Here is a 22762-nt window from a genome sequence, read left to right as displayed (position 1 = left end):
GTTTCATCAAGGACCGTCATACCGGCGAAAGCCGGTATCCCGTCATACCATGGCCACTCCCGTCCGGGACTGGATGCCGGCTTTCGTGTTTCCCATGGAACCGAAAAGACTCCAGGGCCGGCCTCGCGCAGGACCAGGGCACCATCGCCGACAGCCCCGGCACGAGCATTCCCCGCCCGGCAGACATTTCAATGATCGTTGACACGTCATTATCATTTCAATAATCATTGAAAAATGAAGATCGATACCGCCGTATCCCTGCTGGGCGCCCTGGCACAGGGCTCCCGCCTGGCCTTGTTCCGGCTGCTGGTCCAGCAGGGGCCGGACGGCATGGCGGCGGGCGAGATCGCGGAACGCCTGGGGATTGCACCGAATGCCCTGTCCTTCCACCTGAAGGAACTGAGCCGCGTAGGCCTGCTGAAGTCCCGGCAGGAGGGGCGCTTCATCTACTACGCGCCGGACTTCAAGGTGATGGGCGGGCTCGTCGCCTACCTGACCGAAAACTGCTGTGCCGGCAGCAAGGCCGCCGACCCCTGCTGCCCGCCCCGATGAGCGCCAATTTCTCCCGCCGCCTCGCCGCCGAGGCCCTGGGCACGTCGCTGCTGCTCGCCGCCGTCGTCGGCTCCGGCATCATGGCCGAGCGCCTTTCCGGAGGTAACGTGGCGCTCGCGCTGCTGGCCAACACGCTGGCCACCGGCGCCGCCCTGATCGCCTTGATCCTGAGCCTGGGCCCGGTCTCGGGCGCACACTTCAACCCCGCCGTGACGCTGGCGGCGGCCTGGCAGCGCGACCTGCCCTGGCGCGAGGTACCGGGCTACATCGTCATGCAGGCCCTGGGAGCTTTCGCCGGGGTGGCGGCCGCGCACCTCATGTTCGGGGAGCCCCTGTTCTCCGCCTCCACCAAGGTCCGGGCCGGAGTCCCGCAACTGTTCAGCGAGTTCGTTGCGACCTTTGGACTGCTTGCCGTCATCCTGGGCTGTTCGCGCCGCCGCGCGGAATCGGTGCCCTACGCGGTGGCGGCCTACATCGTCGCCGCCTACTGGTTCACCGCCTCCACCTCTTTTGCCAATCCCGCCGTCACGCTGGCGCGAGCCGCCACCGACAGCTTCGCCGGCATCCGGCCCGCCGATGCGCCAGGGTTCGTCCTGGCGCAGTTGATCGGTGCTTGCTGTGCCACGGTGCTGTTCCGCTGGCTGGCGCCGGCCCCGCCCCGCAACGAACCCGTCCGATCATGAAGACCGTCATCTTCGCCTGCGTGCACAACGCCGGCCGTTCGCAGATGTCCGCCGCCTTCTTCAACCAGCTGGCCGATCCCGCCAAGGCCCGCGCCCTCTCGGCCGGGACCCACCCCGCCGAGCGCGTCCATCCGGAAGTGCTGGAGGCCATGCGGGAGATCGGCATCGACCTCTCCGCCGCCCGCCCGGCAAAGCTGACCGCGGAATTTGCCCAGGGCGCCACCCTGCTGGTGACGATGGGCTGCGGCGACGAGTGTCCTTATGTCCCCGGCCTGCGCCGTGACGACTGGCCCCTGCAGGACCCCAAGGGCGGTTCGGCGGATCAGGTGCGCGGTATCCGCGACGACATCCGCCGGCGGGTTGTCTCGCTGGTCGAAGCGAACGGCTGGATGCGCGCGAAAGGCTGAAGCCCGTCCTTTGCACCAGGGCGGGCAGTCCCTGACACCGCTCATGCCCCGGAACATGCCACCGATCGAAGGCTGAGAGACGTCAAGCCTATTTTTCCCGCGCCCCAACAACAAGGCCCGCAGAAGCGGGCCTTGTTGTTGGGGCAGCACTCCCTGGGAGCGCCGGCGGCTACTTCACCTTGTCGCAGGCTCCGACATAGCGGCCGGTCATCTCCTGCGTCATCTTGACCTTGCCCATGTCCTTGTCGTCGATGTTCGAGGTCATGGTGGAGGTCATGGTGGTTTCCGTGTAGGTCGCCGTGCCCTGGCCCAGGGCCTTGCCCTTGGGCGTGTTGCAGGTGGCGGCCCAGGTCACCGTGTTGCCCTTGCGGTCGAACTTGTCGACGGTGCACTCGCCGTTCTTGTCCTTGGGTACCAGGTCGTCCTTGGTCAGGCAGCTGCTGTGCTTCATGGTCATGCCCTTGGGGCCGAACTGCGGCATCTGCACGCCCGGCGGCAGCTTCACCCCGGGCGGCAGCTGGGGCTGCTGGGGCATCGCAGGGCCGCCATCCATCTTCATGGTGCTGGTGTACTCCCACTTGCCCTCGCGGGGCTCGCCGGCCACCGCGGCGGCGCTCGCCGCCAGGGCCAGTACCGCCATCGTCCACTTGCGCATGACGCTCTCCCTATGTGTGATGAGCCCGATGTTGCGGACCGCAGATTGCGCCAGGACGCCAGGGCCGTCTGGGCAGCAGTTCTCAGATGGGCCTTCAGCCGGCCGGGACCACCGCCAGGGTGCAGCGCGACAGGCAGACCAGCTTGCCCTGCTCGTCGCTGATGCGGATTTCCCAGACATGGGTCTTGCGGCCGACATGCACGGGTGTCGCCACCGCCGTGACCACGCCGTCGCGCTTGCCGCGCAGGTGATTGGCATTGATCTCCAGGCCGACCACGCCTTCCTTCTCGCGGTCCACGTTCATCCAGCCGCCGATGGAAGCCACCGTCTCGGCCAGCGCCACGGAAGCGCCGCCGTGGAGCAGGCCGAAGGGTTGGTGCACCTTGGGGCCCACCGGCATGCGCGCCACGACCCGCTCCCGGGTCATCTCGATGATCTCCATGTCCAGGGTGGAGGCCAGGGTCTGGCGCGTGGGGGCCTTCAGTTCGTCATTGTTGCTCATGCCGCATCCTCGATAGGGGTTGCGGCATTGTAGGCGGCAGCGCCCGGAAGGCGCTGGCGGCCCGGCCGGGTCAGCGGCTGCGGGGCGAGGGACCGGGCCGCCGCGCCAGGTCCGCCATGGCGGCGGCGAAGCCGCAGAACGGCTGCAGCGCTTCGGGGGAGGCGGCGGGGGCCGGCATGGCACGAGAGCGGCGTGCCCGGATCGGGGCGACGGTGCGGCTCTGCGACGGTTCGGCTGGGGACATGTGGGGTTCTTCCAGGGACTACGATACGACCTTAGCAAGCGCTAGCTGAACCCACCTCGAACAAGCGGACTCGCCCATTCGGATGAACGGCAGATGAAGAGCGCGCAAATGGCCCGCAAAGGCCGCAAAACCGCTCTGCTATGCTCCGAACGTCCCTCTTCCGCCCCCGCACGACGTGAGCAAGGCCCTGCAGTGGTACGAGATTCCCGCCCGCTTCCTGTCGGAAAAGGGGGTGATCCGCCTGCGCGAACCGCCCGGCGCGGACATCCCTTACCTCAAGCGCCAGTTGCTGGATGACGAGTACGGCAAGCCCTTCCTGTTCGACGACGGCGACTCCCGCCGCCTGCATTTCAACCTGCGCTACGTGCAGAGCCAGATCGACCTGCGTACGCCCGACACGCTGGCCTTCGCCTATACGCGCAAGATGATGGGCTTCCTGCTGTGGCTGCCGCAGCCTCGGCACGTGGTGATCGTCGGCCTGGGCGGCGGCTCGCTGACGCGCTACTGCCACCGCCACCTGCCGCAGACGCGGATCACCACGCTGGAGATCGACGAGGACGTGATCGCCTTCGGCGAGTGGTTCCAGCTGCCGCCGCAGGACGAACGCACGCGCATCGTCCATGCCGACGCCGTGGACTGGTTCGCCTCCACCCGCGAGAGGGCCGACGTGGTGCTGATCGACGGTTGCGACCACACCGGCACGGTGGAAACGCTCTGCGACGAAGGCTTCTATCGCAGCCTGCAGGCGCGCCTGCAGCGCGAGGCGATCGTCGCCGTGAACCTGCTGGGCCCGGCCACGCGCGTCAACGCGGTGCAGCGCATGCTCGGCGAGGTGTTCGGCGCGGTCATGTCGGTGGAGATCAAGGGCCTGGGCAACCGCGTGGTCTTCGCTGCCAACAACCCGCCGCGCGCGCCGGACTGGCTGGCGATCCGCGAGCGGGCCGAGCGCCTGGCGCGCGACCACGAGCTGGACCTGCCGGCCCTGTCGCGGCAGCTGCAGTACAGCTACCGCCACCACCGCTCGCCCGGCCGCTGAGCCGCCCCCGGTCGGCCCGACTTGCCGATTCGCCACCCCGCCCCTACACTGCGCGCCTCATGAACAGCTTCCAGCAGAGCATTGCCCTCCTCGTAGCGGTCGTCGTTACCGACGCGCCGTAGGGGACTCTGCACGTAAAACAGACCCCCGCCGGCGCGATACCGGCGGGGGTTTTCTGCTTTTAGCGCCGGTATCACGTCGTCGGGTTCCACCACAGGACCGAACGACATGGACATCACAGGCGCACAACTGATCACCCGCTTCCTGGAACGCCAGGGCGTGGCGCTGGTGCCGGGCATCCCCGGCGGCGCGCTGCTGCCACTGTACCGGGCGCTGGCGGATTCGACGCTGACCCATATCCTGGCGCGCCACGAGCAGGGCGCCGCCTTCATCGCGCATGGCCTGGCGCGGGTCACCGGCCGCGCCGGCGTGGTGCTGGCCACCTCCGGCCCCGGCGTGACCAACGTGGTGACGGCCCTGGCCGACGCGAAGATGGATTCCGTGCCGCTGGTGTGCATCGCCGGGCAGGTGCCGCGCAAGATGATCGGCACGGATGCCTTCCAGGAGGTGGCGGCGGTACCGATGGCGCGGCCGCTGACCAAGGCCGCCTTCCACGTGGGCGCCGCCAGCGAGCTGCTGGAGCTGCTGCCGGAAGCCTTCCGCCTGGCCGAGAGCGGCCGCCCCGGCCCGGTGCTGCTGGACATCCCCAAGGACGTGCAGACCGAGGTGATCCACGGCGCCTGGATACCGGAGGCGGTGCAGCCGGTCCGCGCACGCCGGCCCGACCCGGCGCTGATCGCCCAGGCCGCGGAGATGATCGCCGCGGCGAGGCGCCCCGTGCTGTACCTGGGCGGCGGCGTGACCCAGGCGCGCGCGCAGGCCGCGGCGCAGCGCCTGGCCGAGCGCGCCAGCCTGCCGGCCACCACCACGCTGATGGCCCTGGGCACGCTGCCGCCGGAGCATCCGCTGGCACTGGGGATGCTCGGCATGCACGGGGCGCGCTACACCAACCAGGCGATCGAGGAATGCGACCTGCTGATCGCGATCGGCGCACGCTTCGACGACCGCGCCACCGGCCGCAGCGACCGTTTTGCCCCGGGGGCGCGCGTGATCCATATCGACGCCGACCCGCGCGAGATGCACAAGATCCGCCGCGCGGATCTGGCGATCTGCGCCGATGCCGGCTACGCGCTGGAGGCCCTGGAACAGGCGGTGCCGCCGGTGCTGCGCACCGAATGGCTGGAGCGCGTGGGCGAACTGCGCCGCGAGCGGCCGCTGCTGCTGCCGGGTGCGGACGATCCGCGCCGCCCCTACGGCCTGATCCAGGCCGTGGGCCGCATCGCGGGACCGGATGCCGCGATCACCACCGACGTGGGACAGCACCAGATGTGGGTGGCGCAGAGCTATCCCTTCGCGCGGCCTGAAAGGTGGCTGACCTCCGGCGGCCTGGGCACCATGGGCTTCGGCCTGCCGGCCGCCATCGGTGCCGCGCTGGCGCTGCCGCGCACGCCGGTGGTGTGCTTCACCGGCGACGGCAGCCTGATGATGAACATCCAGGAGCTGGCGACGCTGGCCGAGCTGCAGCTGGACGTGAAGATCGTGGTGATGGACAACGCTGCGCTGGGCATGGTGCGCCAGCAGCAGCAGCTGTTCTACCAGTCGCGCTTCAGCGGCTCGCTGTACGCGCAGCCCCCGTCCCTGACTGCCATCGCCGAAGCCTTCGGCGTGCCGGCCTACGACCTGGCCATCGCCCACGATCCCGAGCGGGCGCTGCGCGCCGCCTTCGCCCGCCCCGGCCCGGTGCTGATCCGCGCACCGATCCAGGCCGAGGAACTGGTGCTGCCGATGGTGGCGCCGGGAGCGGCGAACACGGAGGTGATCCATTGAACCATCCGACCCCATCACCCATCCGTTCATGCCGGGCCGCGTCGCCGCAGGCGCAGCGTATCGAGGCATGCGCAGCACGCCTGGATACGCTGCGCTCCTCGGCATGAACGTTCCGTTTACGAATCCCATTGAACCCGAGAACCGCCATGACACTCGCCGAGCCCGAGCTTGAACCCCGCCTCCCCCGCGCCGCCCTCCCCCTCAACTGGCCCGAGCCCGAGGCCCTGGGTTTCGGCCAGGTGCTGGCGCCCTATCTCATCGTCAGCGATCACGACGGCGAAGGCTGGAGCCCGGCACAGGTCCTGGAGCGCGACGACGCGCGCCTGGCCATCGCCAGCGGCACCGTGCAGTACGGACTGTCGGTGTTCGAGGGCATGAAGGCCTACCGCTCGCCGGACGGCGGCGTGCACCTGTTCCGCCCGGAGATGCACCTGCGCCGGCTCAATGCCAGCGCCAGGCGCCTGCACCTGCCGGAACTGGACGAGACCCTGTTCCTGCGCAGCTGCGTGCAGGCCGTGCAGGTGCACGAGGCGATGCTGCCGCCCGCCGGCCGCGGCTCGCTGTACCTGCGGCCGACGATCCATGCCGACGAGGAAGCCCTGGGCCTGAAGCAGGCGGCACGCCACCGCTACAGCGTGACGGTGACGCCCAGCAGCGATCCGCCGCCGAAGTCCTTGCGCATGTGGGCGGAAACCGAGCTGATCCGCGCCGCGCCCGGGGGACTCGGCGCCGCCAAGACCGGCGCCAACTATGCCGCCGGCCTCTCCGGCCTGCTGCGCGCCCGCGAACGCGGCTACGACGACGTGATCTGGCTGGATGCCGCCACGCACCGCTGGCTCGGCGAGGCCGGCACCATGAACCTGTTCGTGCAGATCGGCGGCCGCCTGCTGACGCCGCCGCTGGATGGCACCATCCTGGCCGGCGTGACGCGCGACTCGCTGCTGCAGCTGGCGCGCGAAACCGGGCTCGATGCCGCGGAGCAGGCCGTCGGCCTGGACCAGCTGCGCGAGGCCGCTGCGAGCGGCAAGCTGGGCTGCGCCTTCGGCTGCGGCACGGCCTCGCGCATCGTGCGCATCGCCGCCATCGGCACGGCGCAGGGCGATATCGCGGTGCCCGACAATGGCCTGCCCGCGAGCCTGGGTGCGCGGCTCAAGACGGTGCAGGAAGGCGCCGTGGCAGACTACCCGTCCTGGCGGGTGAGGATCTGAAAATCCCACAGACATAGCCCGGTTTTCCGAAGGCAAGCCGGGATGCACACTTTGACCTGCACTCCCGGCTTCTGCACGGAACCGGGCTACGTGCCGGCGAGTGCGGATATGACATCGGCATCGTAGGAGCGGCCGTTGGCCACGAGGCATCCGTCGCGGCCAATGGCCGCTCCTACAAGGAAACAAGGATTCGCTCATGGTGCAGCACATCATCGACACCGCAGGCCAGCCCTACGCACCGGAGAAATGGCCGCGCAAGCCGGACTGCGGCAGCGAGGGCTTCCTGGCGCTGGACTTGCGCGTGGGCACGGTGCTGAGCGCCGAGCCTTTTGCCAAGGCACGCAAGCCGGCCTGGCAGCTGCGCGTGGACTTCGGCCCCGCGGTGGGCGTGCTGCAGACCAGCGCGCAGGTCACCAATTACCCGGCGGAGTCCCTGGTGGGCCGCCGCGTGGTCGGCGCGATCAATCTCGGCGAGAAGCGCATCGCCGGCTTCACCAGCCAGTTCCTGGTGCTGGGTGCGCTGCTGCCCGACGGCACGGTGAACCTGCTGGCGCCGGACGGCGAGCCGCCGGACGGGGCGCTGGTGGCCTGAAATCTCCTGTAGGAGCCGGCTTGCCGGCGACTTCCGGAACGCCATCCATGGCGAAACAGCGGCTCGCCCATCCAAGCCCTGCCCGGCCATCCATGGCCGGGCGTTCGGCGACGCAGGCGATGCCCTTTAGGCATCGCCTAAACGCGTCGCCTCACCCATCGCCGGATCGCTGACCGAATGCCGCCCGGTCTCCACGCGCCCCGCGACGCGGCGCAGGAAGCTGCCGTCTCCCTCCACCGTGACGCTGAAGTCGTACCAGGCACCGCTGCCGGCCAGTGACCAGAACTGCTCGGTCTCCTGCCCCGGCTCCACCCTGAAGGTCCAGGGGCCATCGCTGCGGTAGGCATTGGGCGTCACCACGAAGCTGCAGGCCGCCGTGCCCTCGTTGCGCAGCTTGAGGCTGATGTCGCCGTTGGCGATGTCGTAGCAGACCCGGACCTCGGGGCTGGCGGCCGAGGACAGCGCGCCGGCGCTCCTGAAGCGGCGGTGGAAGCCGTTGGGCCCCAGCACCCAGAGATCGTGGTTGCCGGACAGGCCCGGCGTCCAACGGTGGCTGAGCTGCTTGCCCGGCTCCACGGCGTAGCGGTGCGGCACGCCGTCGAGGTCGTTGAGGTTGTAGACGTGGAACACGGCCCCGGCGCTGCCGGTGTTGCTGAAGAACAATTCCAGCCCCAGTGCCCCGTGGCGCGGTTCCACGTGCAGCTCGTAGGGCAGCGCGCGCGAGTAGCGTACGCCCGGCTCCTGCACCGGCAGCGTGCCGGCATCGCCGGTGGGCGCCGGGATCTGCGGCAACTGCTCCTGCGCCTGGCGCAGCGCGTCGGCCTGCTCGCGCGTGCCATAGGGCAGCGCGGGGAAGGCTTGCTCGTTGGGGCTGGCGAAGTTGAAGCAGGACGTGAGGTCGCCCATGAAGGCACGGCGGTAGGGCGTGATGTTGGGCTCCATCACGCCGAAGCGCGCCTCCAGGAAGCGGATGATCGAGGTGTGGTCGAAGGCCTGCGAGTTGACCCAGCCGCCGCGGCTCCAGGGGGAGACCACGTACATCGGCACGCGCGGGCCGGGGCCGAAGCAGCTGCCGGCGAACGTCGGATCGCGGGAATTGGCGTTGGTGGCGTAGCGCTCGGCGCTGTCGTCGACGGTGCTGGCGCCGGCCAGCGCGCCGGTGATCTGCCCGCCCGCCAGCAGCGAGGGTGCCGCGGGCGGCGGCACATGGTCGAAGAAGCCGTCGTTCTCGTCGAACATCACCAGCAGCACGGTCTTGCTCCAGACCGCGGGGTCGGCGATCAGCGCGCGCAGCACCTCCTGGATGAACCAGCCGCCCTGCACCGGGCTGGAGGGGCCGGTGTGCTCCGAGTAGCCGGCGGGGCCGACGACATAGGACACCTGTGGCAGGCGCCCGGCGAGCACATCGTTGCGCAGGCCGTCGAAAGTGCCGGCCTTCATCGTGGTGCTGAGCCCCTTCAGAAGCAGCGGGTTGCCGGGCTCGGCCTCGCGGTTCTCGTACGCGAGGCGGAAATTGCGGAAGCCTTCCAGCGAGTTGTCGGTGAAGTTGTCGTCCATGTCCTGGTAGACCTTCCAGGACACGCCGGCCGCCTCCAGGCGTTCGGCGTAGGTGGTCCAGGTGAAGCCCTCGCCCGAGGGCCCGAGATCGTCGTTGTCGTTGTACAGGCGCGGCCCGCCGCCGCTGCCCAGGGGATCGTTCCAGCCGGTGAACATGAACAGCCGGTTGGGATTGGTGTTGCCGTGGTAGGCGCAGTGGTAGGCGTCGCAGATCGTGAAGGCGTCGGCGAGCGCGAACTGGAATGGCAGCTCGGCCTCGCGGTAATAGCCCATCGACTGGTTTTCCTTGAACGTGGGCCAGCGTCCGAAGCGCCCCTTGTTCCAGGCCGGGATCGAGTCGGCCCAGCCGTGCGGCGTGCCGGACACGCGCTGCGCATTGCCGGCGCTGCCGTCGAGGTGGTACGGCCGGATCACCTGCCCGGCCAGGTTGCGCTGGTCCCAGACCGTGCGCCCGCCGCTCTGCGGCACCGTGAAGCGGTCGCCGAAGCCGCGTACGCCGGCCATGGTGCCGAAGTAGTGATCGAAGCTGCGGTTCTCCTGCATCAGGATCACCACGTGTCCCACGTCGTGGATCGTGCCGCTGCGCTTGGCGGCGGGGATCGACAGCGCTTCCGCCAGCACCTGCGGGAACAGCGAGCCCAGCGCGGTGCCGCCTGCAAGCTGCAGGAAGCGGCGACGGCCCAGGCCGCTCATGAACGCGCCCCGGCGCCGGCGCAGCGGCCATCCTGCTGCACCGCCACGTCCTGCGCGCCGGGCGCCGGCGGGCAGCGCATCACGCGCGGGGCCGGCTCCTCCGGGCCGGGGCCCGGCGTGGCGGCGGCAGGAGCTTCCGAGCGGCTGCAAGCACTCAGGACGGCGGCCAGCAGCAGGCCGGCCAGCAGGGGTGAACGGGGCATGGGCGTCTTTCCGGGTCAGTCGGTAAAACGATCAGCCTAGGCAGCGATGTGGTCAGGACGATGAAAGGCCAGCCCTTGCCGCAGGTAAATCCATACCGGAATCAAAGGCTCGGCGTGCTCCGCAAGGGTTTTTCCGGCACCTGCCTTGATGCCTGACGCCTGTCAGGTATATCGTGCCTGCCATGCACAAGCTCCCCGCCAGACAGCAGGACCTGATGGACTTCATCCTGCGCCGCGCGCGGGAATCCGGCCTGCCGCCGACGCGCGGCGACATCGCCGCAGCGCTGGGCATCACGCGCCAGACCGCGGACCAGCACCTGCGTGCCCTCGCCGCCAAGGGCTTGATCGAGCTGCTGCCCGACACCTCGCGCGGCATCCGCATCCTGGACGCCGACGCGCTGGCCGCCAACGATCCCTGGCGCCTGCCCCTGGTAGGCCGCATCGCTGCCGGCTCGCCGGTGCTGGCGCCGGATCACATCGAGGAACAGCTGCGGGTGGACCCTGCCTTGTTCCAGCCCCGCGCCGACTTCCTCTACCGCGTGCAGGGCCGCTCGATGGAGCGCGCCCACATCCTGCCGGGAGACCTGGTGGGCATCCACCAGCAGGCCACTGCGCGCAGCAACCAGATCGTTGCCGTCGCCATCGAGGACCGCCTCACCGGCGAACCCACGCTGACGCTCAAGCGCTACCGCCAGCAGGGCCAGATGATCACCCTGCTGTCCGAGAACGACGACCAGCAGACCTACGCGCCGATCGTGATCGACCTAGGCCGCCAGCGCTGCGAGATCGTCGGCCTGTTCGCCGGGCTGATCCGCCTCAACCGCGACACGCCGGAGTCCTGATGAACCCGCGCCTGGATCCCCTGCGGCAGGTCCGCGGCGTCTGGGTCGGCGTCGAAAACGCCCCCGTGCCCGCCGTGGCCAGCGGCCACCTGGCGCTGGACCGCCAGCTGCCCGGCCATGGCTGGCCGCGCGGCAGCCTGGTGGAGATTCTCACCGCCGCACCGGGCATCGGCGAGGTCTCGCTGCTGCTGCCGGCACTGCGCCGCCTGGCCCAGGAGAAGCGCGTGGCCTTCGTACAGCCGCCCTTCGTGCCCTATGCGCCCTCGCTGGCGCAGAGCGGCCTGCCGCTGGAGCGCGTCGCCTGGATCGACGCCGCCGGGGACGAAGCGCAGTGGGCCGCCGAGCAGAGCCTGCGCAGCGGCGCGGTCAGCGCGGTGCTGTACTGGGGCGCCAGCGTGGATCCGCTGGATCTGCGCCGCCTGCAGCTCGCGGCCGAGGCCAGCCAGGCGCTGCTGTTCCTGTTCCGCCCCATGTCCGCCCTCGCCGCGCCCAGCACGGCGGCGGTGCGCATGGCGCTCAACCCGCAGAACGGAAAACTGCGGATCGATTTGCTGAAGGCGCGCGGCGGACGGCCGGGCGTGTTGCAGGTGGACCCATTCCGGCGAACGGCTCCTCCACGGGCGTCGGACTTCCTGGCACCTGCAACCTCCCCCGTCCGTCGTGCAGCCCTCACATAGACCCCAGGGCCATCCGCCATGCTATGGCTCTGCCTGCACCTGCCCGCCCTGCCGCTGGAAGCGCTGGGCCCGCCCCCCGAGACGCCGCTCGCCGTCCATGAGCGGCGTGGCGGCAAGCGCATCCTGCTGGCCGTCAACGAGGCGGCGGTGCGCCAGCGCATCGGGCCCGGCATGACCGTCGCCGCCGCGCAGGGCCTGCTGCCCGGCCTGCGCGTGGTGGAGCGCCAGCCGCGCGCCGAGAAGCAGGCGCTGCAGCACCTGGCCGACTGGGCCTGCCAGTTCGGCAGCGAGCTGTTCTTCGATGCGCCCCGCCGGCTGCTGTGGCTGGAGATCGGCTCCAGCCTGAAATACTTCGGCGGCCTGGAGTCGCTGCTGCCGCGCCTGCAGACCTCGCTGCAGGGGCTGGGCTACAGCGCCGGCCTCGGCGTGGCGCCCACGCCGGAGGCCGCGGCCTGGAACGCGCAGGCCGAGGACGGGCCCATCCTGAAGGCGCGCGACCTGCAGGAGCGCCTGGGCTACTACCCGCTGGGCTGGCTGCCCTTTCCCGAGGCGGTGGAGGGCCTGGCCAGCAGCGGCGTGAAGACGCTGGCGGAACTGCTGCGCCTGCCGGCCGACGGCCTGGCGCGGCGCTTCGGCCCCGCGTTGCCGGATTACCTGCAGCGCCTGCTGGGCCAGCGGCCCGACGCGCGCGAGCGCTACCAGCCGCCCAAGGTCTACCGCCGCCGCATGGAATTCCTCGGCGCCATCGAAAGCACCGAGGGCCTGCTGTTCCCGATCCGCCGAGCGCTGACCGAATTCCAGGGCTACCTGCGCGCCCGCGACAGCGCCGTGCAGCACTTCACCTTCGAGTTCGAGCACGAGGGCCATCCGCGCACGCGCATGGAGTTGCGCCTGACCGCGCCCGCGCGCGACGCCGCGCATTTCCTGGTGGTCGTGCGCGAGCGGCTGGAGCGCCTGGCGCTGCCCGCCCCCTCGCTGGCGCTGACCCTGCGCGCCGAGCGCTTCCTGGTGCCCGACCTGCACCAGGGCGACCTGTTCGACCAGCGCCTGCAGCAGGACGGCGAGTGGCTGGGCCTGCTGGAAAAGCTGCAGGCGCGTCTGGGCGCCGACGCGATCCGCTTCCTTGGGCTGCGCGCCGAGCACCTGCCCGAGCGCAGCTGGCATGCCGCGCGCCAGCCGCAGCCCGGCCAGGCGGCCTTCCCGCCCCGTCCCTTCTGGCTGCTGGCACGTCCGCAGCCCCTGCAGCAGCCGCCGCGCCTGCGCGGCCGCCCCGAGCGCATCGAGGGCGGCTGGTGGGACGGCGCCGATGCGCAGCGCGATTACTTCCTCGCCGAATCCGACAGCGGCTCGCAGCTCTGGGTGTACCGCGACGCGCTGAACGGCAACTGGTTCATGCACGGACTCTGGGCCTGACGATGAACGATCTTCCCGGCACTTCCGGATATCCCGCTCCCCGCTTCCAGTCCTGGGACGACCAGGCACTGCAGCAACTGCTCTGGAACACGCGGGTACTGCGCCCGCCCGAAGAGCCGGTGAAGCTCTCCGAGGCCCTGGAGCAGGTGCTGGCGAAACTGTTCCAGCCTCGCCCCGACATCTCCGGAGCCCTGCCCATGAAACCCCGCATCAGCATGATCACCCTGGCCGTGCGCGACATGGCGGAGTCGGTGCGCTTCTACGAGCAGGGCCTGGGCCTGCCGCGCATGAACTCGGACCCGAACGTCGCCTTCTTTCGCCTCAACGGCAGCTGGCTGGGCCTGTACGGCCGCGAGGCGCTGGCGGAAGACGTCGGCATCCCCGCTGCAGGCAACGGTTTCTCCGGCTTCACGCTGGCGCACAACCTGGAGTCCGAGGATGAGGTCGATGCCATGATGGCGCAGGCCCTGGAGGCGGGCGCCCGCCTGGTGAAGCCGGCGCAGAAGGTGTTCTGGGGCGGCTACTCCGGCTACTTCAGCGACCCCGACGGCCATCTCTGGGAGGTGGCCCACAATCCGCATTTCTGGATCGGCCCGCGCGACGGGTGAGCCATGGACCTCGCGTCATGCCGGCGAAAGCCGGCATGACGTTTCCTGCCGCCTGAACCCACCTCGCGCCGATCTCGCCATGAGCTACGCCGAGCTGCACTGCCTCAGCAACTTCTCCTTCCAGCGCGGCGCCTCGCATGCGAAGGAACTGGTGGACCGCGCGCAGGCGCTGGGCTATGCAGCCCTGGCGATCACCGATGAATGCTCCCTGGCCGGCATCGTGCGCGCGCACGATGCCGCGCAGGAGGCCGGGCTCAAGCTGTTGGTGGGCTCGGAGTTCCGCCTGCCCGATGGCCTGCAGCTGGTCTTGCTGGCACCGGACCATGATGCCTATTCGCAGCTCTGCCGCCTGATCACCCTGGCACGCCGCCAGGCGGACAAGGGCAGCTACCGCCTGGAGCGCGCCGACCTGCAGCAGGGACTGGACCGTTGCCTCGCCATCTGGATTCCAGGTAGCGTGATCCGCGGGAGCGACGCCCATTGGCTGCGTGAGCATTTCCCATCGCGTGGCTGGATCGGCATCACGCAGCTGCTGCAGGCCGATGACGCGGAGCGGATGGATACCCTGCTCGTCCTGGGACGCGAAGCCGGCCTTCCCTGCGCGGCCACGGGTGGCGTGCACTATCACGTGCGCGAGCGGCGGCGGCTGCACGACGTGATGACGGCGATCCGCCTGCGCTGCAGCGTCGCGGAGGCCGGGCACGAGCTGTTTCCCAATGGCGAGCGCCATCTGCGGCCACTGGAGACGCTAAGAAAGTTGTATCCGCGGGAGCTGCTGGCGGAGACCTTGCGGATCGCAGAGCGATGCACGTTCAAGCTCACCGAGTTGCGCTACCGCTATCCCCGTGAGGTGGTTCCGCCTGGATATACCCCCATCGGATACCTTCGCCACCTGGTGCAGGAAGGCAGCATCAGGCGCTGGCCAGGAGGCACCCTTCCCAAGGTCGGAAAACAGTTGGATCAGGAACTGCAGCTGATCGAGGAGTTGGGATACGAGCATTATTTCCTGACGGTAGCCGACATCGTGCGCGAGGCGCGCGAAATGGGGATTCTGTGCCAGGGCCGCGGCTCCGCCGCCAACTCGGCCGTCTGCTATGCCCTGCACGTCACCGAGATGGACCCCGCCATCAGCAACCTGCTGTTCGGCCGGTTCCTGTCGCGCGAGCGCGGCGAGCCGCCGGACATCGACGTGGACTTCGAGCACCAGCGGCGCGAGGAGGTGATGCAGTACGTCTACCGGCGCTATGGACGCGAGCGCGCCGCGCTGGCGGCCACCGTGATCCGCTACCAACCGCGCAGCGCGTTGCGGGACGTGGGGCGCGCCCTGGGCTTCAGTCCCGACCACATCGACGCGCTGGCCAAGTCGATGTACTGGTTCGACGACGCCGCGAAGATGGTGGAGCGCTTCGGGCAACTGGGCATCGACCCGGAAGCGCCGATGTCGAGGAACCTCCTGGCCTTCGTGCAGGAACTGCTGGAGTTCCCGCGCCACCTGTCGCAGCACGTCGGCGGCTTCGTCATCTCCGAGGCGCCGCTGCATACGCTGGTGCCAGTGGAGAACGCGGCGATGGAGGACCGCACGATCATCCAGTGGGACAAGGACGACCTGGAATCGCTCAAGCTGCTGAAGGTGGATTGCCTGGCCCTGGGCATGCTCAGCGCGCTGCGGCGCTGCTTCGACCTGCTCGCGCCCCTTCCCGGCGCGCCCCGGCGCATGCAGGACATCGCCGACGGCGACCACGCCACCTACGACATGCTCGGCAAGGCCGATTCTGTCGGCGTGTTCCAGGTGGAGTCTCGCGCGCAGATGTCGATGCTGCCGCGATTGAAGCCTGCGTCGCATTACGACCTGACGATCCAGGTGGCCATCGTGCGTCCGGGCCCGATCCAGGGCGACATGGTGCATCCCTACCTTCGGCGCCGCTCCGGCAAGGAGAAGGTCGACTATCCCAGTGAAGCCCTGGAAAAGGTTCTCAAACGAACCCTGGGCGTCCCCCTGTTCCAGGAGCAGGTCATGGAGATCGCCATGGTTGCCGCCAGCTTCACGCCGGGCGAGGCCGACAACCTGCGCCGCTCCATGGCGGCCTGGAAGCGCCGTGGTGGCCTGGAACACCTGCAGGGGAAGTTGATCGGCGGCATGCTGAAGAACGGCTACACGCAGGAGTTCGCCGAGCGCATCTACCAGCAGATCCTCGGCTTCGGCGATTACGGCTTCCCCGAATCCCATGCGGCCGGCTTCGCCAAGCTGGCCTACGTCTCGGCATGGCTCAAGTGCCACCACCCCGCCGCCTTCTGCGCCGCGCTGATCAACAGCTGGCCGATGGGCTTCTACGCGCCGGCGCAGCTGATGGCCGATGCCCGCCGCCACGGCGTGGAATTCCGGCCGGTGGACGTCCTGCACAGCGACTGGGATTGCACGCTGGAACCGCCCGCTGCAAGGCACCCGGCCGTACGCCTGGGCCTGCGCATGGTTTCTGGCTTCTCCGAGGAAGACGGCCTGGCGCTGATGCAGGCACGCCGCGGGCGCCCCTTCTCCAGCGTGGACGACCTGGCGCACCGCCTGAAGCTCTCGCGCAAGTCGCTGGATGCCCTGGCACGCGCCGACGCGCTGGCCGCGCTTGGCGGGCATCGCCACCGCGCACGCTGGGCCACGCTGGGCAGCGAACGCCTGCCGGGCATGCTCGCCGGCCATGCCGCCGTGGAGGCTCCCGTGGAATTGCGCACCCCCACGGAAGGACAGGACATCGTCGCCGACTACCGCAGCACCGGCCTGACGCTGCGGCGCCACCCGCTGGCGGTGCTGCGCCCGAAACTCGACCGCCTGCGCGTGCGCCGAGCCGCCGAGCTGCCGGGCCTGCGCAGCGGCCAGACCGTGCGCGTCGCCGGCATCGTCACCCACCGCCAGCGCCCCGGCACGGCCTCGGGCGTGATCTTCATGTCGATCGAGGACGAAACGGGCGTGGCCAACCTGATCGTCTGGCCGCGGACGCAGGAGGAACTGCGCCACGAGATCATCGGCTCCACGCTGGTCGTGGTCAGCGGCAAGCTGCAGGCCGCCGACGGCGTCATCAACGTGGTGATGGAAAAGGCGCGGGACTACAGCCGCTGGCTGGGCGGCATGACGCTGGAGTCGCGCGACTTCCGTTAGGGAAGCTCTGAAAAAGTCCGTTCGTGCTGAAGTCCTGAGCCTGTCGAAGGATCGAAGCACGGGCGGACTTTTCCCACCGTTGCTCACCGGTTTACCGTCCACCCTCCGACGGGCTCAGGGCGAACGGCAACTTCTTCAGAGTTTCCCTAGGACGCATTGCCCGGCGGCACGAGCGTCTGCTCCAGACGATCCAGGGACTGGTCCGCGATGCTGTACAGGCAGTACAGGAAGAAGCCGGCCGCGGCGAGGCTCAGCACGGCAATGGCCGCCAGGCGGAAGCGGTGCCACCGCTGCATCTCGATCAGCTTCTGCTTGGCGTAACGCATGGATTCCCCGGTTCGCATCCACGCAAGGGCCATCCCTGGCGGCGGAGGCATTCTGGGCCGGGCCGGCCGGCCTGTTGCGGCGCAGCGGATACACGGCAGGCGCGGGCCGACAAGGACCTCTGGTCCGGGCACGTCACCCGGACTAGGCTTTGCGGCACCATAGGAGTGTGTCCGCGATGCCCCTCATGCAGCGACTGTCCGCCAACGGGATACTGGCCCTGCTGCTGGCCATGCTCGTCCTGGCCGGGGAAGAGGCCCATGCCCGAGCCGGGGGCGGTGGCGGAGGACGGGGCGGCGGCGGGTTGGTCGTGATCCTCTATCCGCTCCTGCTGGTCTATGCCGGCATCGTCACCTGGCTGCTGCGGCGCAAGAGCCGTGAAGCCAGGGCTGCGCTGGCGCTGGCGGCCCGGGACAAGGCCTGGGACCCGGACGAGCTCAAGGCGCGCATCGAGCAGGTATTCTTCAAGGTGCAGAACGCCTGGACCCTGCGCAACCAGGACTTGGCGCGGGACTGCATGAGCGAGCGCCTCTACCGCAAGCACAAGCTGCAGACCGACCAGATGATCCAGGACGGCACCCGCAACATCCTGGAATGCGTCAACCTGTCCAAGGCCACGATCGTCGAGATCGCCGATTTCCGCGACAACGCGAAGGATCGCCTCTGGGCCTGCATGGAAGGATCGATGATCGACTATCACATCCGCCTCTCCACCGGAGCCGTGGCCAAGGGCAGCAAGGACAAGCCGGAAGATTTCAGCGAGCTGTGGAAATTCATCCGCACCCCGCAGGGCTGGGTCCTGGACGAGATCGACCAGAGCGTGGACCTCAGCGACCTGATGGGCTTCAAGTCCATCGTGGAATAGCCGGGGCCTGTCCAGCCATTGGACACGGACTGGGGATATCCTTGGGGAAGTCCCCTTTCGCCATCGCCATGTTCAGCCTGACCGTTTCCCCGCGCTTCTACGAAACCGACGCCTTCGGGCACATCAACAACACCGTCATGACCGGCTGGTTCGAGACGGCGCGCGAGCCGGTGCTGCGCATCTTCTCCCCGGCCTTCCCGATCCGCGGCCTGACCCTGATCCTGGCGCGCATCGAGGTGGATTTCGTCGCGCAGACCTATTACGGCGCCGAAGTCACGATCCGGACCTCCATCGAGAAGCTCGGCACCAAGTCCTTCACCGTGCTGCACGAGGCCTGGCAGAAGGACCGCGTGGTGGCCCGCGGCAAGGCGGTGATGGTGGCCTTCGACTTCGACGCGCAGCAGTCGGCGCCGGTGCCCGAAGCCCAGCGCGCCGAACTGCAGAAGCACCTGGCGGTGCCGGCGTGAACATCCCCGGGGTCCTGGTCGCCGCCGGCGCACTCATCATGCTGGCCCTGGGCACCGCCCATCTCGTGTTCACCTTCTTCGGGCCCAAGCTGCTGCCGCGCGACCCCTCGCTGATCGAGCACATGAAGGCGGTCTCGCCCGTGATCACGCGCGAGACCACGATCTGGCGCGCCTGGATCGGCTTCAACGCCACCCACAGCTACAGCGCCATGCTGTTCGGCCTGGTCTGGGGCTACCTGGGGCTGGCCTGGCCGGAACTGCTGTTCGGCTCGGCCTTCCTCAGCGGCCTGGGCCTGGTCACGCTGCTGGCCTATATCCCGCTGGGCCGGCTGTACTTCTTCAGCCTGCCGTTCCGCGGCATCCTGCTGGCCAACGCCCTCTACGTCTCCGGCCTGGTGCTCGCCCACACCTGACTCATGCGCCATACCCTCGCCACCATCGGTCTCGGCCCGCTGCTCCTGCTGCAGGGCCGCCACGTACGGCGCGTGACCCCCCGCCTGCCGGAGGCGGACGGGGAGCGCGAGGGAGAGATCGGCCAGGGACCGCCGCTGCGGCTGCTGATCGCCGGCGACTCGGCGGCGGCCGGGGTCGGCGCGAAACAACAGGCGGAGGCGCTTTCGGGCCGGCTGGCAACCCTGCTGGCGCCGGACTTCCGCGTCCGCTGGAAGCTGGTGGCCACGACCGGGCACACCACGGCCCAGGCGCTGCAGCAACTGCGCGAATTGCCGCGCGCGGCCTACGACGTGGTGGTCACCTCGCTGGGTGTCAACGACGTCACCGGCCTCACCCCCACCCGGCTGTGGCTGCAACAGCAGAGGCAGCTGGTGAACCTGCTGCGCGAACAGTTCCAGGCGCGGCATATCCTGCTGTCGGCGCTACCGCCGATGCATGTCTTCCCGGCGCTGCCGCAGCCCTTGCGCTGGTACCTGGGATCGCAGGCCCGGCGCTACAACCTGGGCCTGCGGGACTGGGCCAGCCAGCATGCGGACTGCGAGTTCCTGGCGGCCGAGTTCCCCGGCGACCTGGAGCTGATGGCCAGCGACGGATTCCATCCGGGGCCCGGTGCCTATGCGCTCTGGGCCGAGCAGTTGGCCGCCCGGATCCGCCAGCGCTGGAGCACGCGATGACCGAGGTCACCGGCATCGACCACATCTACCTCGCCGTCTCCGACCTGGCGGCCTCGGAAGCCTTCTACGACCGCGCGATGACGGCGCTGGGCTTCCGCAAGAACCGCTTCGCGATCGGCGGCGATCCGCATGTGCAGTACTACAACCGCCTGTTCGGCTTCGTGCTGCGGCCCGCGCGCGGCGGGCACCACGACTCCTATGCGCCGGGCCTGCACCACCTCTGCCTGCGCGTGGACACGGAAGCCGCCGTGGACAGCGCCGCCGCGGCACTGCGTGCGGCAGGCGTGGATGTCAGCGAGCCGAAGCGCTACCCGGAATATGCCCCCGACTACCGCGCGATCTTCTTCCAGGACCCGGACGGCATCCGCCTGGAGGTCACCAACTACCGGCAGGAGCGGCGCGAGCGGCATGACCGTTGGGATACGCCAGCCTAACCATGCGAATGTCAGAACCCGACTGTTGTGAAAAGGAAAAGCCCACCAAATAGCGGGCTTTTCCTTTCATCGCCGAGAAACGGCTTTCACCTGCGTTGGCTCAGGTCAGCGAATCAACGTAGCAAACTGTGGGTCTGACACGACTTTCTTGATCAAATCCTGAACCGCAGGCCCAAGAGCCTGGGCGGTCTGATTGCAGGCGGTGATAGCATCAAAACCGCTCCTGAATCCATACGAACTTTCCGCCATCATGGAGCGTCCGTTGCTGGATTTCAGCGTCAACCCTAAGTCCCAGGTTCCGTTGACCAAGCCCGAAGTGGAAGAGAAGCTAATCTTGGTCAGAGAGCCATCCAGCTTGATGCCTGAACCTGAATGAATGCCGGCAAACTTGAATTCATCGTTGAACGCTTTCTGCACAAACTCCGGTATGGACATGCCATCTGCCGCTTCAATTGGCCCCATGAGCCGGCAATTGGCATTGTAGGAGTCTGCGGCAGTCATCGTAGCTACTTCTACCGTAGCACCAGCGTACTGCTTCAAGACCACATTGTTATCGACCGAAATCGAGTAGCGCGCTGGCGTCATGGTGGAGCAACCAGTTGCCAGCAAAACAGCCATCGCAAGGAATGCGAACTTTTTCATGAATACTCTCTAAGTGTATTAGTGCGTCGGATTCTGAAACGGTCAGAGCTTTCTGACGGCAAGCTTTCGCGACCTTACTCAGGCATCAGGTGAATATTTCTTTTCGATCTCGCGACGGCGCAGCACATACTGTTCCTCGCTGAGGCTGCCCATGGCTTTCTCATCAGCCAAGGCCTGTAGTTCCTTGTTCATTGATTTTCCAACTACCGCTTTCGTCTCACGGTAGTTGATAGCTTCGGCCCCCTGATAGCCACTGAACGGATCCCAGAGCACGGAGAGCGGCCACATCAGCAGATTGACAACTCCGAGCCAAGGCTCCTGTGCATAGAAGGACCCACCGCCTGGAAGAATTCCAAGTACCGCTCCCGTCGAAGGAGTTTTTTCCTGGACCATCAGCCCCTTGGCTTCGTAACCTCGCAGTTCGCTTTTCTGCGTCGAAGTCAATGCCGTCGCGCAACCGGAAAGAGCAACCACGGCACTTAGCGTGCCAGCCACCGCGGTGATTCGAACAAACTTCATAATCCCCCCAATTGACCAAACAATCTGCTGGTACTTTTTTGAATGTCGATGCCTGCCCTTCCCCCGAAGGACACTTCAGCTGGTGAAATGATACGGGTGCCGCATGAGAAAATGAGTCACGCGAAGCAAGCAACAAGGACAAAAGTCACACTTTTCCAGTGCTTTCGATCCATCGAACGTGAGACCCATCAACGAAAAAGCCCGCCGGTTGGCGGGCTTTTTCGTTGATGCGGTGACGCTCAGCCGAGCGAGATCACGCTGTTGAGCAGCATGCGCACCAGCATGGTCTGGCGCGTCACGCCGGTCTTGCAGAAGATCGAGCGCAGGTGCGTGCGGGCGGTGTTGCGGCGCACGTTGAGCTTCTCGGCGGCCTCGTCCAGCGTCAGGCCCTCGGCCAGCAGCAGGGCCAGGGCGGCCTCCATGCGGGTCAGGCCGAACAGGCGGCGCACCACTTCCTGCGAAGGCTGGGTGCCGCTGGACTCCGGGTCGCGCAGGAACACGGCGGCGGCCGGGCGCTGCTTGGCGCCGGTGAACTCGCCCAGCGGGATCGTGCGCACCACGATGCCGAGCTTGGCGCGGCCCGAGGGACGCGTCACCGACATGGCCTCGACCACCGAGGGGCCTTCCACCGGCTCCTCGACCGGGCCACCGGTCAGGGCCTGGCGGATCATGCGCTGCAGGTCGCGGTTCTCGTGGTTGCTGGACAGGGCGATGCCGGTACCGCTGCGGACGATGCCGTCCTTCTCGGCCAGGATGCGCTGGGCTTCCTGGTTCAGTTCCAGGATCGAGCCGTCCTGGGCGAAGGTGACCATGCCCACCAGCATGCGGTTGACGGCGCCGGCGAAGAGCTGGCGGTCGCACTCGAGGTAGTCGAGCTTGGCGTGCAGGCGGATGGAGCGCTTCAGGTGCGGCAGCAGCAGCTTGACCAGCGCCTTGTCCTCGGCGGAGAAGGCCTCGGCGTCATCGGAGCGGGTGATGCGCAGGCGGCACTCGATGCCTTCCTTGGTGTAGATGTCGGCGCCCAGCAGGTGCCGGATGTCCAGGGGCTTGAGGTATTCCTGGTACATGGCGCTCTTGAGCCACTGCTGGGAGCCGATCAGCTCCTCGGCGGTGACCACCTCGCCTTCGGGCAGGCGCACGAAGGGGTCCAGCGCGAAGAAATGGGTTTCGTAGGACTCGACGCCCTGCGAGGTCACCTGGCCGGTGTTGATCATCACGCCATGGGACTCGGAGGACGGCGGGCGCAGCATCAGCGTCACATGGGCGGCGCTGAGCGCCTCGCGCATTTGCTGCAGTGCAGTATTCCAGGGGGGCGATTCGGTGGGGCCGTCGTAGATGGCCCCCAGCAGGCGATCCAGCCTGTCCACCTCGATCATCTGGGTTGCGGCGACAGCCCTCGTGGGAGCCACGCTGTTCTCCTGCCGGGCCCGGAAACGGGCGGCACTCGCATTCGCCAAAGCTACCATCAAACTCTCCT

At 68.3% G+C, this 22762-nt stretch carries 26 protein-coding genes; 17 read left to right on the top strand and 9 right to left on the bottom strand.

Annotation, left to right across the window (positions count from 1 at the left end; all coding sequences use genetic code 11):
• The first annotated feature begins 234 nt into the window (after positions 1–234).
• From C3942_RS13065 to C3942_RS13055, 3 genes are read left to right on the top strand one after another with little or no spacing between them, the layout of a single operon-like run.
• Positions 235–552: an ArsR/SmtB family transcription factor gene (locus tag C3942_RS13065; protein WP_104230779.1), complete on the top strand. Its 318-nt coding sequence runs from the start codon at positions 235–237 to the stop codon at positions 550–552.
• Positions 549–1235 carry an MIP/aquaporin family protein gene (locus C3942_RS13060; protein ID WP_104230778.1) on the top strand — a complete coding sequence of 229 codons (687 nt, stop codon included), beginning with the start codon at positions 549–551 and terminating at the stop codon, positions 1233–1235. The genes C3942_RS13065 and C3942_RS13060 overlap by 4 nt, the downstream gene beginning before the upstream one ends.
• Complete coding sequence (locus C3942_RS13055; protein ID WP_104230777.1) at positions 1232–1642, top strand: arsenate-mycothiol transferase ArsC; 411 nt, start codon at positions 1232–1234, stop codon at positions 1640–1642. Before C3942_RS13060 ends, C3942_RS13055 begins: the two co-directional genes overlap by 4 nt.
• Positions 1643–1811: 169 nt before the next feature.
• Here C3942_RS13055 and C3942_RS13050 read toward each other — a convergent pair whose 3' ends face one another.
• From C3942_RS13050 to C3942_RS22315, 3 genes are all read right to left on the bottom strand, one after another.
• A complete protein-coding gene (locus tag C3942_RS13050; protein WP_165797444.1) occupies positions 1812–2297 on the bottom strand; it encodes a DUF3617 domain-containing protein in 486 nt (161 codons plus the stop codon).
• Between the two features lie 94 nt (positions 2298–2391).
• Positions 2392–2799, bottom strand: a complete 408-nt coding sequence (locus C3942_RS13045; protein ID WP_104230775.1) for a hotdog fold thioesterase — start codon at positions 2797–2799, stop codon at positions 2392–2394.
• Positions 2800–2869: 70 nt separating this feature from the next.
• Positions 2870–3043 carry a hypothetical protein gene (locus tag C3942_RS22315; RefSeq protein WP_165797443.1) on the bottom strand — a complete coding sequence of 58 codons (174 nt, stop codon included), beginning with the start codon at positions 3041–3043 and terminating at the stop codon, positions 2870–2872.
• 175 nt (positions 3044–3218) lie between these two features.
• Here C3942_RS22315 and C3942_RS13040 point away from each other — a divergent pair, with 175 nt between their 5' ends.
• The 4 genes from C3942_RS13040 to C3942_RS13025 all read left to right on the top strand — a co-directional run bounded on the left by C3942_RS13040 (position 3219) and on the right by C3942_RS13025 (position 7766).
• The gene (locus C3942_RS13040; protein ID WP_104230774.1) at positions 3219–4079 is read left to right on the top strand and encodes a spermine/spermidine synthase domain-containing protein; all 861 of its coding nucleotides are present in this window, start codon (positions 3219–3221) and stop codon (positions 4077–4079) included.
• Between the two features lie 228 nt (positions 4080–4307).
• Positions 4308–5966 carry a biosynthetic-type acetolactate synthase large subunit gene (ilvB, locus tag C3942_RS13035; protein ID WP_104230773.1) on the top strand — a complete coding sequence of 553 codons (1659 nt, stop codon included), beginning with the start codon at positions 4308–4310 and terminating at the stop codon, positions 5964–5966.
• A 146-nt stretch (positions 5967–6112) separates the two neighbouring features.
• Positions 6113–7174: a branched-chain-amino-acid transaminase gene (ilvE, locus tag C3942_RS13030; RefSeq protein ID WP_104230772.1), complete on the top strand. Its 1062-nt coding sequence runs from the start codon at positions 6113–6115 to the stop codon at positions 7172–7174.
• A 196-nt stretch (positions 7175–7370) separates the two neighbouring features.
• On the top strand, positions 7371–7766 hold the full coding sequence (locus tag C3942_RS13025; RefSeq protein WP_104230771.1) for a tRNA-binding protein: 396 nt from the start codon (positions 7371–7373) through the stop codon (positions 7764–7766).
• Between the two features lie 126 nt (positions 7767–7892).
• Here C3942_RS13025 and C3942_RS13020 read toward each other — a convergent pair whose 3' ends face one another.
• Together C3942_RS13020 and C3942_RS13015 are read right to left on the bottom strand one after the other, a co-directional pair.
• Entirely contained in the window at positions 7893–10016 is a 2124-nt protein-coding gene (locus C3942_RS13020) for a phosphocholine-specific phospholipase C (RefSeq protein ID WP_104230770.1), read from the bottom strand.
• Positions 10013–10219, bottom strand: a complete 207-nt coding sequence (locus C3942_RS13015) for a hypothetical protein (protein WP_104230769.1) — start codon at positions 10217–10219, stop codon at positions 10013–10015. The genes C3942_RS13020 and C3942_RS13015 overlap by 4 nt, the downstream gene beginning before the upstream one ends.
• A 182-nt stretch (positions 10220–10401) precedes the next feature.
• On the opposite strand from C3942_RS13015, the gene lexA reads away from it, so the two are divergent.
• The 5 genes from lexA (at position 10402) to C3942_RS12990 (ending at position 16907) form a co-directional block, all read left to right on the top strand.
• A complete protein-coding gene (gene lexA / locus C3942_RS13010) occupies positions 10402–11061 on the top strand; it encodes a transcriptional repressor LexA (protein WP_104230768.1) in 660 nt (219 codons plus the stop codon).
• Complete coding sequence (imuA, locus tag C3942_RS13005) at positions 11061–11738, top strand: translesion DNA synthesis-associated protein ImuA (protein WP_104230767.1); 678 nt, start codon at positions 11061–11063, stop codon at positions 11736–11738. The genes lexA and imuA overlap by 1 nt, the downstream gene beginning before the upstream one ends.
• An 18-nt stretch (positions 11739–11756) precedes the next feature.
• On the top strand, positions 11757–13151 hold the full coding sequence (locus tag C3942_RS13000; RefSeq protein ID WP_104230766.1) for a Y-family DNA polymerase: 1395 nt from the start codon (positions 11757–11759) through the stop codon (positions 13149–13151).
• A 197-nt stretch (positions 13152–13348) separates the two neighbouring features.
• A complete protein-coding gene (locus C3942_RS12995; protein ID WP_104230823.1) occupies positions 13349–13759 on the top strand; it encodes a VOC family protein in 411 nt (136 codons plus the stop codon).
• Positions 13760–13838: 79 nt separating this feature from the next.
• The gene (locus tag C3942_RS12990; RefSeq protein WP_104230765.1) at positions 13839–16907 is read left to right on the top strand and encodes an error-prone DNA polymerase; all 3069 of its coding nucleotides are present in this window, start codon (positions 13839–13841) and stop codon (positions 16905–16907) included.
• Positions 16908–17053: 146 nt separating this feature from the next.
• Here the strand turns inward: C3942_RS12990 and C3942_RS12985 are convergent, their stop codons facing one another.
• Positions 17054–17233 carry a hypothetical protein gene (locus C3942_RS12985; RefSeq protein WP_104230764.1) on the bottom strand — a complete coding sequence of 60 codons (180 nt, stop codon included), beginning with the start codon at positions 17231–17233 and terminating at the stop codon, positions 17054–17056.
• Between the two features lie 185 nt (positions 17234–17418).
• On the opposite strand from C3942_RS12985, the gene C3942_RS12980 reads away from it, so the two are divergent.
• The 5 genes from C3942_RS12980 to C3942_RS12960 all read left to right on the top strand — a co-directional run bounded on the left by C3942_RS12980 (position 17419) and on the right by C3942_RS12960 (position 20124).
• On the top strand, positions 17419–18096 hold the full coding sequence (locus tag C3942_RS12980) for a Tim44 domain-containing protein (RefSeq protein WP_165797442.1): 678 nt from the start codon (positions 17419–17421) through the stop codon (positions 18094–18096).
• A gap of 68 nt (positions 18097–18164) precedes the next feature.
• Positions 18165–18563 carry an acyl-CoA thioesterase gene (locus C3942_RS12975; RefSeq protein WP_104230762.1) on the top strand — a complete coding sequence of 133 codons (399 nt, stop codon included), beginning with the start codon at positions 18165–18167 and terminating at the stop codon, positions 18561–18563.
• Positions 18560–18976, top strand: a complete 417-nt coding sequence (locus C3942_RS12970) for an LIC_13387 family protein (protein ID WP_243393596.1) — start codon at positions 18560–18562, stop codon at positions 18974–18976. The genes C3942_RS12975 and C3942_RS12970 overlap by 4 nt, the downstream gene beginning before the upstream one ends.
• A 3-nt stretch (positions 18977–18979) precedes the next feature.
• Positions 18980–19690: an SGNH/GDSL hydrolase family protein gene (locus C3942_RS12965; protein ID WP_104230761.1), complete on the top strand. Its 711-nt coding sequence runs from the start codon at positions 18980–18982 to the stop codon at positions 19688–19690.
• Positions 19687–20124, top strand: coding sequence for a VOC family protein (locus tag C3942_RS12960; RefSeq protein WP_104230760.1), 438 nt, complete (start codon positions 19687–19689; stop codon positions 20122–20124). The genes C3942_RS12965 and C3942_RS12960 overlap by 4 nt, the downstream gene beginning before the upstream one ends.
• A gap of 105 nt (positions 20125–20229) precedes the next feature.
• Here the strand turns inward: C3942_RS12960 and C3942_RS12955 are convergent, their stop codons facing one another.
• The 3 genes from C3942_RS12955 to C3942_RS12945 all read right to left on the bottom strand — a co-directional run bounded on the left by C3942_RS12955 (position 20230) and on the right by C3942_RS12945 (position 22661).
• On the bottom strand, positions 20230–20766 hold the full coding sequence (locus tag C3942_RS12955; protein ID WP_133164301.1) for a putative periplasmic lipoprotein: 537 nt from the start codon (positions 20764–20766) through the stop codon (positions 20230–20232).
• A gap of 78 nt (positions 20767–20844) precedes the next feature.
• Positions 20845–21285 (bottom strand): hypothetical protein, encoded by a 441-nt coding sequence (locus C3942_RS12950; RefSeq protein WP_104230758.1) that lies wholly within the window; start codon positions 21283–21285, stop codon positions 20845–20847.
• A 239-nt stretch (positions 21286–21524) separates the two neighbouring features.
• Positions 21525–22661, bottom strand: coding sequence for a helix-turn-helix transcriptional regulator (locus C3942_RS12945; RefSeq protein WP_436286241.1), 1137 nt, complete (start codon positions 22659–22661; stop codon positions 21525–21527).
• Positions 22662–22762: the final 101 nt, after the last annotated feature.

It is taken from the genome of Solimonas fluminis (assembly GCF_002930645.1).
In the GTDB taxonomy this organism is placed as follows: Bacteria; Pseudomonadota; Gammaproteobacteria; order Nevskiales; family Nevskiaceae; genus Solimonas_A; species Solimonas_A fluminis.
This window is presented reverse-complemented; position numbering and strand designations above follow the sequence as displayed.